The following is a 14,012-nucleotide window of genomic DNA, read 5'->3' on the forward strand; positions in this document are numbered from 1 at the left end:
TTAGATTAACCATGAAAAGAAATACACTATCATATACATTAGGCCTGTTATTAAGCCTCTCTTTATATTCCTGTAATGAAGAATATCTAATCAAGAATCCATTAGATAGCCCTTCCAGTGAAACTTTTATATCCAATGAGCAAGAGCTTAACATGGCTGTAACAGGAGCCTACAACGCCCTGTATCAGGCACCAAAAGCGACACCAATGCCTTTTCCACTAACAATTGACTACGCTTCTGACATTGGTTGGGAAAGAAACACCAATGCCTTACAGATTCTAGGTCTAGGGAATGCCGATGCAAACAATGAATTCACTTCAGATTTCTGGAACTTACTTTACATAGGTATTCAACGCTGCAATACCATTCTCGAGAAAGTCGAAAATTTAAATGCTGTTGTTCCTGAGGCAGTGTTAAATCAACGCATTAGTGAAGTAAGATTCTTACGCGCATATTATTATTTCTTTTTGAATGAATTATTCGGTGGAGTGCCTTTGTTAACTAAAAATGTACCGTTAGCAGAGTCCGCAATTCCAAGAGCGACGAAAGAAGAAACGAATAATTTCATCCTCGCAGAATTAGATGCAAGTGTTATTAATCTACCAGAAACGGCAACAGGTAGTAATTTAGGCCGCGCTACGAAAGGAGCAGCTTTAGCTTTAAAATCTAGAGCGGCATTATTTAACAAAAAATATCAGGAGGCTGCTGATGCGGCAAAGGCTGTTATGGAACTAAATCAATATCAGTTACATAATAATTTTGAGCAATTGTTCAAGTATGCTGGCGAATCATCGAAAGAAATTATCTGGGCTATTCAATACAAAAAAGGCTTAGCAACGCACAGTATTTCTTCTCAGTTTTATTCCCGTTTGATGCAGGGCTTTTCAAACAAAATTCCTGTACAATCGCTCATCGACTCCTATGAGTGTACAGACGGATTGAACATTGATAAATCTCCATTATTTGATCCTAAAAAACCGTTCTTAAATCGTGACCCTCGTTTAACGCAAACGGTCGTATTGCCGCAAACCTTATCCTTAGGTGTTATTTTTGAAACACACCCAGATAGTACAATGACTTGGGATTATCGTGACGCAACTCCTAAACGAATAGCCAATACAGATGCAACCAACGCATATGCATCTTTCTCTGGCTATCTATGGCGTAAATATGCAGACCCAATTGATTTTACCGATCGTACAAACTCTGAATTAAATGCCATTTTATTCAGATATGCCGAGGTACTATTAAACTATGTGGAAGCAAAAACTGAACTTAACCAAATTGATAATTCGGTGTATGAAGCAATTAATCAAGTAAGGCAACGCCCATCGGTTGCGATGCCAGCAATTGCAACTGGCAAAAGTCAATCACAAATGCGCTCAATTGTACGTAAAGAAAGAAAATACGAGCTCTCGGCGGAAGGATTACGCCTTTTTGATATTCGTAGATGGAATATTGCGCATCAGGTAATGCCAGGCGATCTTTTGGGACGTATCCGCACAGGTTGGTTAGCAAATGCACCAACAATCGATGAAAACGGAACACCAAACTATGCACAAGTTAGCAATAGAGCAGAAATGCGCGTAATTGAAAAACGTAATTTCAACGCTGAACGCGATTATGTATGGCCAATCCCACGCATTGAGACTGAAGTAAATCCAAATCTAACACAGAATAAAAATTACTAAACCCATACCGATGAAAAAGCTATTAATTATATGCTTTATGGTCTTATCTATTTCCAGTCATAGCATGGCTGGAAATAAGACTGTAGAAGTTGACATTTGTATTTATGGAGGGAGTTCCGCAGGAATTATCGCAGGATACACCGCAACAAAACTAGGTAAGAAAGCACTGGTTATCGAGCCTAGAAATTACATTGGCGGACTAACCACCGGCGGTCTTGGAGCGACAGATATCGGCAATAAATTCGCTATTACTGGTCTAGCACGGGATTTCTATCGCCGTATAGGTGCTGAATATAACAAGTTTGAGCAATGGACGTTTGAACCACATGTGGCTAACAAAGTATTTAACGACTATATCGCTGCAACAAATTTAGAGATTCAAAAAAACTATTTGCTGGAGGAAGTCATCAAACAAGGCAATAAAATCACAGAGATTGTCGTGCGTAAAAATGACCATTCTAATGAAGTATTACGCATTAAAGCAAAGATGTTTATCGATTGTACCTATGAGGGAGACCTAATGGCCAAAGCTGGCGTAAGCTATGCGATAGGGCGTGAAGCAATCGACCAATATGGAGAAAGCCAAAACGGGATACAGCTACAGGAAGTTCATCAATTCCCTGATGGCATAGACCCTTATAAAATTCCTGGAAAACCAGAAAGTGGTCTTCTTTGGGGAATTTCTAACGAAAAACTTGCGCCGCATGGTTCAGGAGACAAGAAAATTCAAGCATATAATTTTCGACTTACTTTAACGCAAGATAAGAATAATCAAATCCCTTTCAGCAAACCTGACAATTACAATCCGGAACATTTTGAGTTGTTACTTAGACAAATAGAAAAAGAAAAATGGACAACCATTTTCAGTAATCTCGATATTGTAAATCTTCCCAATGGAGAGAAAGAATACAGACATACGGGTGGATTCTTAATCAAATATATGCCTAATGGGAAAACGGATTTCAATAATTTTGGCGCGTTCTCAACCGATATGATTGGTGAGAATTACGATTATCCGGACGGCGACTATAAAACGCGAGAAGCTATTTGGAAAAAGCATGAGGATTACACTAAAAGCCTTTTATATTTCTTAAGTCACGATCCTAGAGTACCGACACACATTCGTGCAGAAATGAAATCTTGGGGTTTTTGTAAGGACGAATTCCCTGAAACCAACGGCTTCTCAAACCAACTGTATGTGCGTGAAGCTCGTCGTATGATCGGTCGCAAAGTCATGACTCAAAAACACTGTGAAGGCGATGAACTGATTGATGATCCAATCGGTATGGCCGCTTATCAAATGGACTCACACAATATTCAACGATTAGTGGTTAATGGGATGGTAAAAAATGAAGGTGATGTACAAAAACCAGTTCCTGCACCCTACCCGATCTCTTACCAAGCGATAACACCGAAAATCGAAGAATGTTCAAATCTTTTGGTACCCGTATGTATGTCTTCATCACATATTGCTTTTGGTTCAATCCGTATGGAGCCCGTGTTTATGGTACTCGCGCAATCCGCAGCAACCGCCGCAACTCAGGCAATCAACAATAAGCAAAACATTCAGGATATCGATGTTAATCAGTTGATAAATAAACTAAAAACAGACCCTTTAGCAGACGGCAGTAAAGCAGAAGTATTAATTGACAACCTCGACAAAGAAAATGTAACTGTCAACGGAAATTGGAATTTAATCCGTGGAGGATATGTTAGAGACAAATATGTTTCAGATCGCCAAGATAAAAATGCAAGTGTAAGTTTCAAAGCGAATATTACTGAGTCATCAAAATATCGAATCTACTTCTACATCGCAGATGATAAAGAATTAGCGGATCAATTTACCTTCGATATATTCGACGGGAAATCCAACCAAAAGGTGACAATTAACAAATCCGATATTAAGAGAATTGGCTTGACTTCTGGAGAATGGGTTGATTTGGGAGAATATCAAATAAATAAGAATGTAAAAAGCCAAGTCAAAGTGAAAGCTGAGCAGCAAACAGGTCGTGTGATTGCCGATGCTGTGATTTGGAAAAAGGTAAAATAATAATTGAATAGGATAATATGAACTTCAAGTGGATAGGACTCTGCCTGTGTCTAGCCATGTCATCGCTTTCACTTTCGGGTGTAGCACAAGAAAAAGATAGCGTAGTATTTCTAGGCGACACACTTAGTCTAACAAGCAAGCAAATCCAATATTGGAAAAAAAAATCGGATGATATATTACTTCCGATTGCTAATGAAACCGATAAATTCCTAATTCAGAAAACCGGCACACTGTCATTCCGTGATCAGCGATTTCAAATCGCTGATCCATTGGATGATGGCGTCACGAAGATCCTTGTGATTGGAAATAGCTTTTCCGACGACGGCGTTGAATATTATCTTCACGACTTGGCAAAGCAAAGTGGAAAACCACTGGTTATTGGCAATCTATTTCGAGGCGGAGCGCCTTTAGATTTCCACCTGAAAAACGCTACTGAAGATAATGCCATTTACGATTACCGAAAAACCTACATCGACGGAGCGAAAGTGAATACGCGAAAAACTTCAATTCTAACAGCATTAAAGGATGAAAACTGGGATATCATTTGCTTTCAACAAGCAAGTTTACTCTCGGGAGATCTTGCGTCAGTTAAGAAAGACCTTCCTTCCCTATTTGCATATGTTCAGAAGAACTATCCTATATCCTCTGTGCGCTATGCTTATCACCAGACTTGGGCATATGCCCAAAATGCAAGCACTAAGAATTTCGAAAAATATAACCGAAATCAAGAACTGATGTATCAAAAGATTGTAGATGTGTCAAAGGAAATAAAGGATATCATACCGATTGATTTCATTATCCCTGCGGGTACTGCAATTCAAAATGGTAGGACTAGCTATATTGGCGATAATTTCACACGTGAAGGCTATCATTTGGACCTTAAAATTGGTCGCTTCACAGCAGCATGCACCTGGTATCAAAGTCTATTCCATGATCTAAATCAGAACAGCTATGTACCTTTTAATTTAAGTCGAAATCAAATCGATGTGGCAAGGAACGCGGCGATAGCTGCTGTCAAAAACCCCTTTGAACTCACTCGAAATGAGAACTTAAAATTGCCGGTACAATCGAGCAGCTTTAGTAGTATACAAGTTAATTTTGGCGCTGATTTAATTATGTCGGGATGGAATTCATTTCTTTTTGAACGAGCCGGCACCCGTTTAAGCGACCTGAATAACTTAGACAACAAGTCGACTTCTGTAGCAATTGAAATTATCCGGAACTTTGACAAGCGTGCCAGCGAGGGTCCCGCGCGAACTGCAATCGATTTTAAAATGCCTGCGGAGGTTTCCAAATCCAACTTTTCCGTTCAGTTAGGAGAACAGGACGCTTTACTCCCGTTCCTAAAAATCGAAGGCCTTAATCCGAAAAAAAAATATACAGTTTCCATCTTCGCAAGTCAAAACCAGCAAGTAAATCCACTGTATTATTGGGTTAAAGGATCCAATACAACGTCTGAACTGTTGAACACGAGTTACAACAAAAACAGATTGCTTACTTTCAAAAATCTAATTCCTCGGATGGACGGAACCTTAGAACTCGGTTTCAAGCAAGCGTCGAAAACTTCAACAAGCACTGCCGTAATCAACGCTTTACGTATTTCGGAATCAAATGAACTTTAGGCGATAAGCCCTTAAAAATCATCGTTAACATTATGAAAACCAAGATATTTTTACTTGCCGTAACTTTAAGCTTACTGACAAAACCCACAATCGCTCAATTTAAAAATCATGGACCGCAAGTATTTGCCAAAGCCGTCCAGGGCAGTCAATTTATTAAGGATAAGCAGGGGAATGAATATTTATTTACCGTTCTACGCGGCATTCCGGCACGTATGCTGGGTTACGAATTGAAAACAGGAAAGAAAATACTCGAGGCCGAATTGACAGGAACTGACGGTTCTTGGGATATGACCCTATCAAGTGATAACACCCTTTACGCAACTGGAAATGGCCATATTTATTCCTATAAATTAGGTGACGAAAAGCCTACACCTTTAGCCCTATCAAATCTTGATCAAAAGGTGGTTTGGGATTTACACCCTGCTGAGGGTGGAATAATCTACGGTGGAACCTATCCTGACGGATTAGTTTTTAAATACCATCCCAAAGTAGGATTTGAAGTCGTTTCCGACGGACCTCTTCATCCTGGAGAAAATTATGTCCGTGGCCTCGTCTATAATAAAAATGACAAGAAAATCTATGCTGGCACCGGTTCCAATGCCAAGTTTATTCGTTTAGATCCAAAAACAAAACAGAAGACGCAACTCCTGGCGGATGAAAAAGTTTTTAAAGAATTTTTATACGATTTGGAAATTGTATATAAAGTCGGCGGGAAAGATTACATCATTGGGTACATCAATAGCAATACCTTTTCATCATGCTTTGTTTACGACATTCAAGCACAGAAGATTGTACGAAAGCTACCTGCCATAGATATGAAATCTATTGTCAAAGACCCCCATTCCAATACAATCTACTATACTGCGAAAGGGAAAGTTTTCGAGCTAGATTTATCAAACAACCATGCAGACGCCATTGCTATCGGGAAGATTACGGGCGCTGGTAAAGCCGCCGTTTGGACTGATAAAGGCGATTACCAAGTGTTCAGCAATGCGCAAACATTGTACAAGATTAACCCAAGAAGCAAGCAATTGGATAGCTTAGCATTAGATGTACCTAACTCACCAATAAATATTCAAACCATTTATTGGGGACCTGATCAAAAAGTTTGGAGTGCAGGCTATCTCGCTGGACAACACGGGACTTTTGATCCTTCAACTGGTATTCATCAGTCCTATCCAGGACTTCACCAAACTGAAGGAATGGTGAGTTTAGGGAATAAACTGTATTTCGGAATTTACACGAAAGCACACATTTACTCATATGACTTGACAAAAGCTTGGAAAGTAGGTTCTGGAAATCCTAAACATTTAGGACAGATTAAAGACCAAGACCGACCTTTCGCGGTAATTAGTTCTGAAAAACGCAAGGAAGTAATCTTGGGGACAGTACCTCCGTACGGCGAATTGGGGGGTACAATAAGCCATCTAAACGTAGAAACAGAAACGATTAGCACCTTCGATAACATCATTCCGAATCAGTCCGTTATTTCAGTTTTGAATTTTAATGAACGTGTGATTGGCGGAAGCTCCATTTCCGGAGGATTAGGCGTGCTCCCAAAAGAGAAAAGAGGTAAAATATTCGAATGGGATCCAGAAAGCAAACAGGTACTGTGGACAGATAGTATCGCAAACTACTGGTCGATCTCGGGCTTGTTTAAAGGACCGAATGATAATATTTGGGGTTTTGCAGATGGGACGCTATTTGAGTATGACTTAGCGAAAAAGAAAGTGGTATCGGAGCTTCCCGTTTATCAATATCCAAAGTACCCAAGCCACATTTGGCGAAATGGCTTAGCGATCTTCCATCCAAATGGACTCATTTACTTTACGCTATCCGATTGTATGTACAGCTACGATTTCAAATCGAAAAAACTTATCAAGCTCCGCGACAATGCGTCACTGATGATTCTTGGTCAGGACAACAAAATTTATTTTCGACAAGATACAGATCTGTGGAGCTATACGCCAGAACAATACTAATTAAAGCTAGATCCATTTCACATCCCTTTCAAACCCAATTCAACTCCGAATCAAAGACCTTCAACAAGAGGGTTTGATTCGGAGATGATTCGGAATTGATTCGTCGCAAATAGAGACTTCATTTAACTTTTATGAGTCCATAGCTGATGTGATATATTAAACTGGGAGATAGAAAAAGTTAAGCACAAAAAAATCCACGACGCTAGTTCGTGGATTCGTGGTTAATTGATTTGGTTGTTGAGTATTTTCTAGTCTGCTTGATTCATAACTTTAGCAGCTTCTTGATCATCATATTGCTTTATCAGTTCGTTAAGCTTCCCTTTTAATTTCCGGACCGTCGATTCGTATTCTTTTCGACCGTAAACATTGTGCAACTCATTCGGATCCATTTGTAGATCGTAAAGTTCCCAACTCTCCTGTCCCTTGTAAAAGCGAATTAACTTATATCGATCCGTTGTTATGCCGAAATGCGGCGAAACTTGATGTGGTCTTGGAAATTCGTAATAATGGTAGTAACTCGCCTCGCGCGTTTTTACCTTCTTTCCGTTTGCCTTTAACAGCTTCAAGAAAGAGCGACCTTGTATATCCGAAGGTACGGAAACTCCTGCAATTTCCAATAAGGTTGGAGCCCAATCGATATTTAAAACATGTTGATTTATTTTGGTCCCTGCTTTGACCACTTTTGGATAACGAATAACAAAAGGAGTCTTCAACGATTCTTGGTAAATAAAACGCTTGTCGAACCAGCCATGCTCGCCTAAATAAAATCCTTGGTCAGATCCATAAATCACAATGGTATTCTCGGCTAAGCCCTGTTGATCTAAGTAGGCAAGCAACTTACCGATGTTCCGATCTAACGAATTCGCAGTCGATAAATAATCGCGAATATAGCGTTGATATTTCCATTCACTCATGGCATCGCCGGTCAAATTCAGATCGTCGTGGTCTTTAGAAATCCGATCGTAGTATGCTTGTACACTGCTCGCCTGTTTACTATTCAACCGTTCGTACATACCTTCATAGACGAGCCTCTCCAGCGATTCTGCTTCCTTTTCGCTTAAATCTCGGTCTCCATATAGCTTTTGTTTGAGCTTTTGCCGCTTTGTTGCTGCTTGCTCTTTCGATAATCCAAACTTTGCGTGCACCTTCAAATCATCTGAAATACGCATAGTCTGAGTAATTGTCATATCTTGATTTGCGGCAGCCTTTCTACCCTCATATTGGTCATAAAAGGTTGTTGGTAAAGGGAAGTCAACCTGATCGTATGCGCCGAGATCCTCCATTGCTGGTAACCATTCCCGATGTGTAGCTTTCTCGCCGACGACTAAAAAGAAAAGGTTTATCCTTATCGCGATTGTCCATCCAATCCGTTGCAAACTCGGTAGTTAGATCCGTTACATAACCTTCATAACGACTAGTATCGTTCTTCGAATCAATAAAATCTGGATTGTAATAATATCCTTGCCCCGGTAGAATCTTCCATTCATCAAATGCATCTCCTGGTAAGGATCCTAAATGCCATTTCCCGATCCAAGCAGTTTGATAATCACCTTGTTTCAATAAGCGACTAAATAATTGTTGATTCACATTAAATTGCCCTTCATTCGCTAGATAACCATTCTTATGGCTATATTTTCCGGTTAACAAATTCGCTCTACTCGGCCCACAAATAGAATTGGTAACCAAGAAGTTTTCAAATAGCGCCCCCTCTTTAGCAATTCTATCAATATTTGGCGTATGCGCAAATTTGTTTCCATACGCTCCAATCGCCTGATAAGCATGATCATCAGAAAAAATAAAAATAATATTCGGTTTTTTCTGTTGGGCTCGTACGGGATTTACCAGCATGAAAGGAAATAATAACAGCGCTACGCATAATAGATTCAACAGGTACTTCATCGCATTCAGTTTGATTTCTGACTTACTAAGTTAACAAATTAGCTATAATCAGGGATATGTAGATATTAGGGATTTTGGCATATTTGCTGAAGTTAAACAAGACATATGAAATCAATCATTTTATCATTATCCTTAAGTCTTATTTCTTTAGGATCGACTTATGCACAAGTTCAAAAGCTTTTTAAACTAGATTACCAGTATTTGTTAGCAGATCAAGACGCTGCTGCAGAACTTGAAAACGCTGGTCAATTTCAGTCTGGATATGTTAATAAAAAATATATTAAAATAGTACCCAATGATGGCGAATCTCCAATTTACGTCAGTGAGAAAGACTCAAAGAAATCATTTATGTTATTTCCTGCCTCACAAGAGTTTTTTGTCGTAAACTCGGGAGAAGAGGCTGCTGAAGTGGCGGAAGAGCTTGGAATCGAATATATAAAAGGAAAAACCAAAAAGATTGCTGGATACGACTGTAAATTTGGTCAAGTAAAGATTGATTCCGGTGAAGAAGGAGTCGACCCTACCCTTATCGAATTATGGTATACCGAAGCAATCCCTGCAATCTATTGGGGAGAGTTTGAAATTCTATCTCAAGTTCCTGGTGCAGTTCTAGAATTCTCGGTTGCTGGGAATGGTTTCACGGTAACAAAAATTGCTAATGCGGAAATGAAACAAGCAGATTTTAGTATTCCGGAAGATTACACGGCACTCGAGATATCAGCAGAAGCAGTAGCCGAAGATGGCGCGACAGTAGGATTAGCCGGCACTGAAGTAGCTGAAAATCGTGTTATTTATTCGAACGACGAACAATCATTGTATGGTTTAGCGGATAGTGAAGGCAACCATATTACAAGTCTTGATTTCACACATATTGATTACTTTTTTGATGGTCAAGCTATTGTTGCCAATCAAGAAGGTAAATTCGGAACCATTGATCTACAAGGAAAACCAGTTATCGCTTGTCAATATGACTATTTAGGCTACGATGATAATAGCGAACAATACATGTATAGCATCAATGAAAAAACAGGCCTGCTAAATAAAAACGGTACTGTGGCGATTAAAGCAGACTATGATCAAATTAGCTTTATCACCAATGGCATGGCATCCGCAATGAAAGATGAGAAATGGGGAATCATTGATGAAACTGGTAAGGTTATCATTCCTTTCCAATATGAAATGATTTTTGAGATTAGTAAAGCGAATTTCACTGTGTATGAAAACGAAAAATTGACTTTATATAATTTAAAAACTAATAAGATGGTTGGTGAAGAATATGATTACATCTCTCTTTCACAAGATTCACCATTAATTACGGTTCAAAAAGATGATAAATTTGGCTTTATCAATCCATTGGGTAAAGTTGTCATTCCTTTTAAATATACCGTCGCTGGAACCTTCGAAAATGGTCAGGTTGTTGTTGCTGAGGATGCTGAAGCTAGTGATCATTACATCATCAATATGAAAGGCGAGCGCGTTGAAGAACAATAATCTTCATTTTATAGGCGTATATTCGCTAAAGAAAAAAGAAGCCAGCGTTCATGCAGAAAAAAAATAAAATAGTTCATCTTTTAGTAGGTCAAATAATACTCTTATTTGGCCTTCTTTTGATCGGACTACCACTTCAAGCGCAAGACTTAATCAGTAATTTAGCGAATCAATATAATAAAAGTGCTCCCAATAGTCCTGATCGGTACATGCTCACTGGAAAATATGCGCAGGCTATGTATTTCAATGGCCAGGGAGAGCAAGCATTTCAGCTACTAAAGAATAATATTCAGTCTGCTGCAAAATATAAAGATGGACAATATGCCGCCTATCTGCATACGGTTTTGGCTATTACCTTGCAAGTTGACGAACAGACCAAAGAAGCACTCGTCAGTTTAGCAAAGGCTAAACAATTTATGTCAAAGACCTTAAGCAATGAAGCCAAAGGTTATGTCATGTATGGTCAAGGCTGGATTCAGGTTCGAATCCTAAAAGAAGCAGAAGCCGTTCGAAGCTTTATGTCTGCTTTAGAATATTTGGACCGTGCCCCACTTTCGACGACCTTATTGGGCAGAAAAGCTTCAGTATACAAGGAACTAACAGGTATATATTCCAATTGGAATGAATATGAGCTTCAAGAGAAATACTCGAAACTAACACTCGACTTATCCATACAGCAAAACGACCCCTCTGGTATTTTTGATGGGTATATGTCTTTGGGATATTTGAACGAGCAGAATTTCTTAAGGGACAGCAATACTATTAAATATCGAGATCTCGCTGAAAAGTACTATCTCAAGGCTTTAGATACCTATCAACAAAATAAAAACAAGATTCCCTTCACTTCGAATCTGTCGTTTGTATCTAATAATTTAGCGCATTTATATTTCCGCTTTTTCCCGAGTTCCTATCGTGAGAAAGCAAAAAAATATGCCGAATTGGCCAAAAGTCAAGGTTCGGAGAGTAAGGAGCATAATCACGTATCTTCAGCTTACGGTATTATGGCTGAAATGGCTATTGAAGACAATAATTTTGGCTTAGCGAAGGAGTACTTATTAGCTTCTCTGTCAGAAATCAACAATTCGAGCAATCAAGACCAAAATATACTGATGAGTATTTACGAAAGTCTTTCCAGGATTTCCGAAAAGGAAAACAACTATAAAGACGCCGTTAAATACTATAAGGAGTATATGGAGATATTTAAGCGAGTTTATGACCAAGATCAGTTAATGCTAGGGAAACGGTTGGAGGCACAATTTGAAAAAGGAAAGCAAGAACAACAGGTGCAAAACTTACAACTCGAATCGGAGAAGAAAGAGCAGCAATTGTCGCTTATGGCAGCGCTTGGTATCCAGCAGAAGCAAGAATTGGAGAACATGAAACTCTTTCAGGATAATCAATCGAAGGAATTGGAACTCGCCAAACTGGAAACAGAAAAACAGAATCAAGCATTGCGCTTATCGAAATTAGAAACTGAAAATAGAGCTGCCGAGATCAGCCAATATCAACAAGAAATCACCTTTCGTGAAAAAGTAAACACCTATTTTATACTTTCGTTTGCCACGATATTTCTACTCTTTTTAGTTTTATTGTATGCGTATCAGCAACGATCAAAACATATGAAGCAAAATAACACGATGCATCAATTGGAGATTGAACAAGAACGTCAGAATTCGAAGATCTCAACACTTACAGCAATGCTGCAAGGACAAGAATTGGAGCGAGGTCGTTTAGCACGTGATCTTCATGATGGATTGGGCGGATTGCTATCTGGAACAAAACTTCACTTATCTCAACTAAATGATCGCATCGATCAAAATAATAGGGAAACAATGGATAAAACCATGGGTCATTTAGATTTGGCCGTCGATGAACTTCGTCGTGTTGCACATAATCTGATGCCAGATTTATTGCAAAAATACGGACTGCAGGAGGCTCTTTCTGATTATGCGACCCGTATGTCAACCGATACAATGGACGTCGATGTACAATTTTTACATTATGAAAATAAGCTACCAATTGACCAACAGCTTATTATTTACCGCATCGTTCAAGAGCTCGTAAACAATGCTGTCAAACATGCAAATCCGAATCAGATTCTTATTCAAGTTGTCGAAGAAGAACAGGCTTACCACATCACCGTTGAGGATGATGGCAAAGGATTTGATTTACAAACGTTAAAGTCTAATCAATCGGCCGGGCTTCACAATATTCAATCGAGAGTTGAATTTCTGAAAGGTTCGGTTCAAATTAACTCGGAAATATATCAAGGAACTAGTATTGAGTTTCAATTTCCAAAACCAAAAATAGTATGATAAATATTGCGATTGCTGATGATCATCCGCTACTTTTAGAGGGCTTAAGAAATATCCTATCCAAGGAGGATGACTTGCTTGTCGTTGGTTGTTATCCAACAGCAGAGGTACTCCAATCAGCGTTGAAGACAGAGCGTATTGATATTCTTTTATTAGATATCAATCTTTCAGACATCAATAGCTTAGAACTCATCCGGCCATTAAGATCTGCACATCCGGACATGCATATTATTGTTCTGAGTGTGCATAACGAATACGCGGTTATCAATTCAGCATTTCAGGAAGGTGCAGAAGGCTATATTCAAAAGAATTCGTCAATCGATGAAATCCTAGAGGGGATTCAAGATATATTGAATGGTAAACGTTTTATGTGTTCTCAAACTAAGCGAATTGTAGAAAAAAAGAATCTGAGCGAATTGAAGAGCGTCCCTAAGCTTACTCGAAGAGAAAAGGAGATTCTTTTGGAAGCTGCAATGGGCTTGACCACAATACAGATTGCTGAAAAACTCTTTATAAGCCACCACACTGTTGAGAGTCATCGAAAAAATTTAATAGAGAAGTTTAAAGCATCAAACCTTAGTTCGGCGATTAAACTAGCGTACGAATATGGTTTGATCTTTGAGGTCAAGTAATAAAATCAAGAAGGGCTGTTCGTGTTGAACAACCCTTCTTTTTCTCAGAAAGTTATTTCTTGTTTTCATCCAAGTTTAACTTTCCAATATCTAACGTTGAAGAAGTCTGATTTTACATCTTGTCTAACCAAGACTCAACCTCTTCTTTCGTCTTCCCTGTTTTCTTCTGTAATTTTCCGAGTAATTCATCCTCTTTACCTTCAGCGTAGAGTAAATCATCATCTGTTAGATCAGCGTACTCCTGCTTAACTTTTCCCTTGATTTCATTCCAACGTCCTTTCCATGTTAATTTGTTCATAGCTTTTCTCCTTTTTAAATTTATATATGTGATTT

The 14,012-nt window shown here is 38.9% G+C and carries 10 protein-coding genes; 7 read left to right on the forward strand and 3 right to left on the reverse strand.

Features of this window, described 5'->3' with window-relative positions:
• Positions 1–11 precede the first annotated feature (11 nt).
• From GFH32_RS12575 to GFH32_RS12590, 4 genes are read left to right on the forward strand one after another with little or no spacing between them, the layout of a single operon-like run.
• Complete coding sequence (locus tag GFH32_RS12575) at positions 12–1,691, forward strand: RagB/SusD family nutrient uptake outer membrane protein (protein WP_160366812.1); 1,680 nt, start codon at positions 12–14, stop codon at positions 1,689–1,691.
• A 10-nt stretch (positions 1,692–1,701) separates the two neighbouring features.
• Entirely contained in the window at positions 1,702–3,741 is a 2,040-nt protein-coding gene (locus GFH32_RS12580; RefSeq protein ID WP_153511935.1) for an FAD-dependent oxidoreductase, read from the forward strand.
• A gap of 56 nt (positions 3,742–3,797) precedes the next feature.
• The gene (locus GFH32_RS12585) at positions 3,798–5,363 is read left to right on the forward strand and encodes a DUF4886 domain-containing protein (protein ID WP_160366813.1); all 1,566 of its coding nucleotides are present in this window, start codon (positions 3,798–3,800) and stop codon (positions 5,361–5,363) included.
• Between the two features lie 32 nt (positions 5,364–5,395).
• A complete protein-coding gene (locus GFH32_RS12590) occupies positions 5,396–7,345 on the forward strand; it encodes an NHL repeat-containing protein (RefSeq protein ID WP_153511937.1) in 1,950 nt (649 codons plus the stop codon).
• Between the two features lie 248 nt (positions 7,346–7,593).
• Here GFH32_RS12590 and GFH32_RS18530 read toward each other — a convergent pair whose 3' ends face one another.
• A complete protein-coding gene (locus GFH32_RS18530; protein ID WP_237249242.1) occupies positions 7,594–8,628 on the reverse strand; it encodes a sulfatase/phosphatase domain-containing protein in 1,035 nt (344 codons plus the stop codon).
• Positions 8,597–9,244, reverse strand: coding sequence for a sulfatase-like hydrolase/transferase (locus tag GFH32_RS18535; protein ID WP_237249243.1), 648 nt, complete (start codon positions 9,242–9,244; stop codon positions 8,597–8,599). The genes GFH32_RS18530 and GFH32_RS18535 overlap by 32 nt, the downstream gene beginning before the upstream one ends.
• Positions 9,245–9,349: 105 nt before the next feature.
• On the opposite strand from GFH32_RS18535, the gene GFH32_RS12600 reads away from it, so the two are divergent.
• The 3 genes from GFH32_RS12600 to GFH32_RS12610 are packed head-to-tail and all read left to right on the forward strand — an operon-like array spanning position 9,350 to position 13,679.
• Entirely contained in the window at positions 9,350–10,735 is a 1,386-nt protein-coding gene (locus tag GFH32_RS12600) for a WG repeat-containing protein (RefSeq protein ID WP_153511938.1), read from the forward strand.
• Between the two features lie 50 nt (positions 10,736–10,785).
• Positions 10,786–13,047 (forward strand): sensor histidine kinase, encoded by a 2,262-nt coding sequence (locus GFH32_RS12605; protein WP_153511939.1) that lies wholly within the window; start codon positions 10,786–10,788, stop codon positions 13,045–13,047.
• Complete coding sequence (locus tag GFH32_RS12610; RefSeq protein ID WP_153511940.1) at positions 13,044–13,679, forward strand: response regulator transcription factor; 636 nt, start codon at positions 13,044–13,046, stop codon at positions 13,677–13,679. Before GFH32_RS12605 ends, GFH32_RS12610 begins: the two co-directional genes overlap by 4 nt.
• 112 nt (positions 13,680–13,791) lie before the next feature.
• Here the strand turns inward: GFH32_RS12610 and GFH32_RS12615 are convergent, their stop codons facing one another.
• Complete coding sequence (locus GFH32_RS12615; protein ID WP_153511941.1) at positions 13,792–13,977, reverse strand: CsbD family protein; 186 nt, start codon at positions 13,975–13,977, stop codon at positions 13,792–13,794.
• Between the last annotated feature and the right edge of the window lie 35 nt (positions 13,978–14,012).

The organism is Sphingobacteruim zhuxiongii, from assembly GCF_009557615.1.
In the GTDB taxonomy this organism is placed as follows: domain Bacteria; phylum Bacteroidota; class Bacteroidia; order Sphingobacteriales; family Sphingobacteriaceae; genus Sphingobacterium; species Sphingobacterium zhuxiongii.

Coding starts and splice junctions, on each gene's coding strand:
- GFH32_RS12575 (WP_160366812.1), top strand. CDS start 12: ATGAAAAGAAATACACTATCATATACATTAGGCCTGTTATTAAGCCTC.
- GFH32_RS12580 (WP_153511935.1), top strand. CDS start 1,702: ATGAAAAAGCTATTAATTATATGCTTTATGGTCTTATCTATTTCCAGT.
- GFH32_RS12585 (WP_160366813.1), top strand. CDS start 3,798: ATGTCATCGCTTTCACTTTCGGGTGTAGCACAAGAAAAAGATAGCGTA.
- GFH32_RS12590 (WP_153511937.1), top strand. CDS start 5,396: ATGAAAACCAAGATATTTTTACTTGCCGTAACTTTAAGCTTACTGACA.
- GFH32_RS18530 (WP_237249242.1), bottom strand. CDS start 8,628: ATGGAGGATCTCGGCGCATACGATCAGGTTGACTTCCCTTTACCAACA.
- GFH32_RS18535 (WP_237249243.1), bottom strand. CDS start 9,244: ATGAAGTACCTGTTGAATCTATTATGCGTAGCGCTGTTATTATTTCCT.
- GFH32_RS12600 (WP_153511938.1), top strand. CDS start 9,350: ATGAAATCAATCATTTTATCATTATCCTTAAGTCTTATTTCTTTAGGA.
- GFH32_RS12605 (WP_153511939.1), top strand. CDS start 10,786: ATGCAGAAAAAAAATAAAATAGTTCATCTTTTAGTAGGTCAAATAATA.
- GFH32_RS12610 (WP_153511940.1), top strand. CDS start 13,044: ATGATAAATATTGCGATTGCTGATGATCATCCGCTACTTTTAGAGGGC.
- GFH32_RS12615 (WP_153511941.1), bottom strand. CDS start 13,977: ATGAACAAATTAACATGGAAAGGACGTTGGAATGAAATCAAGGGAAAA.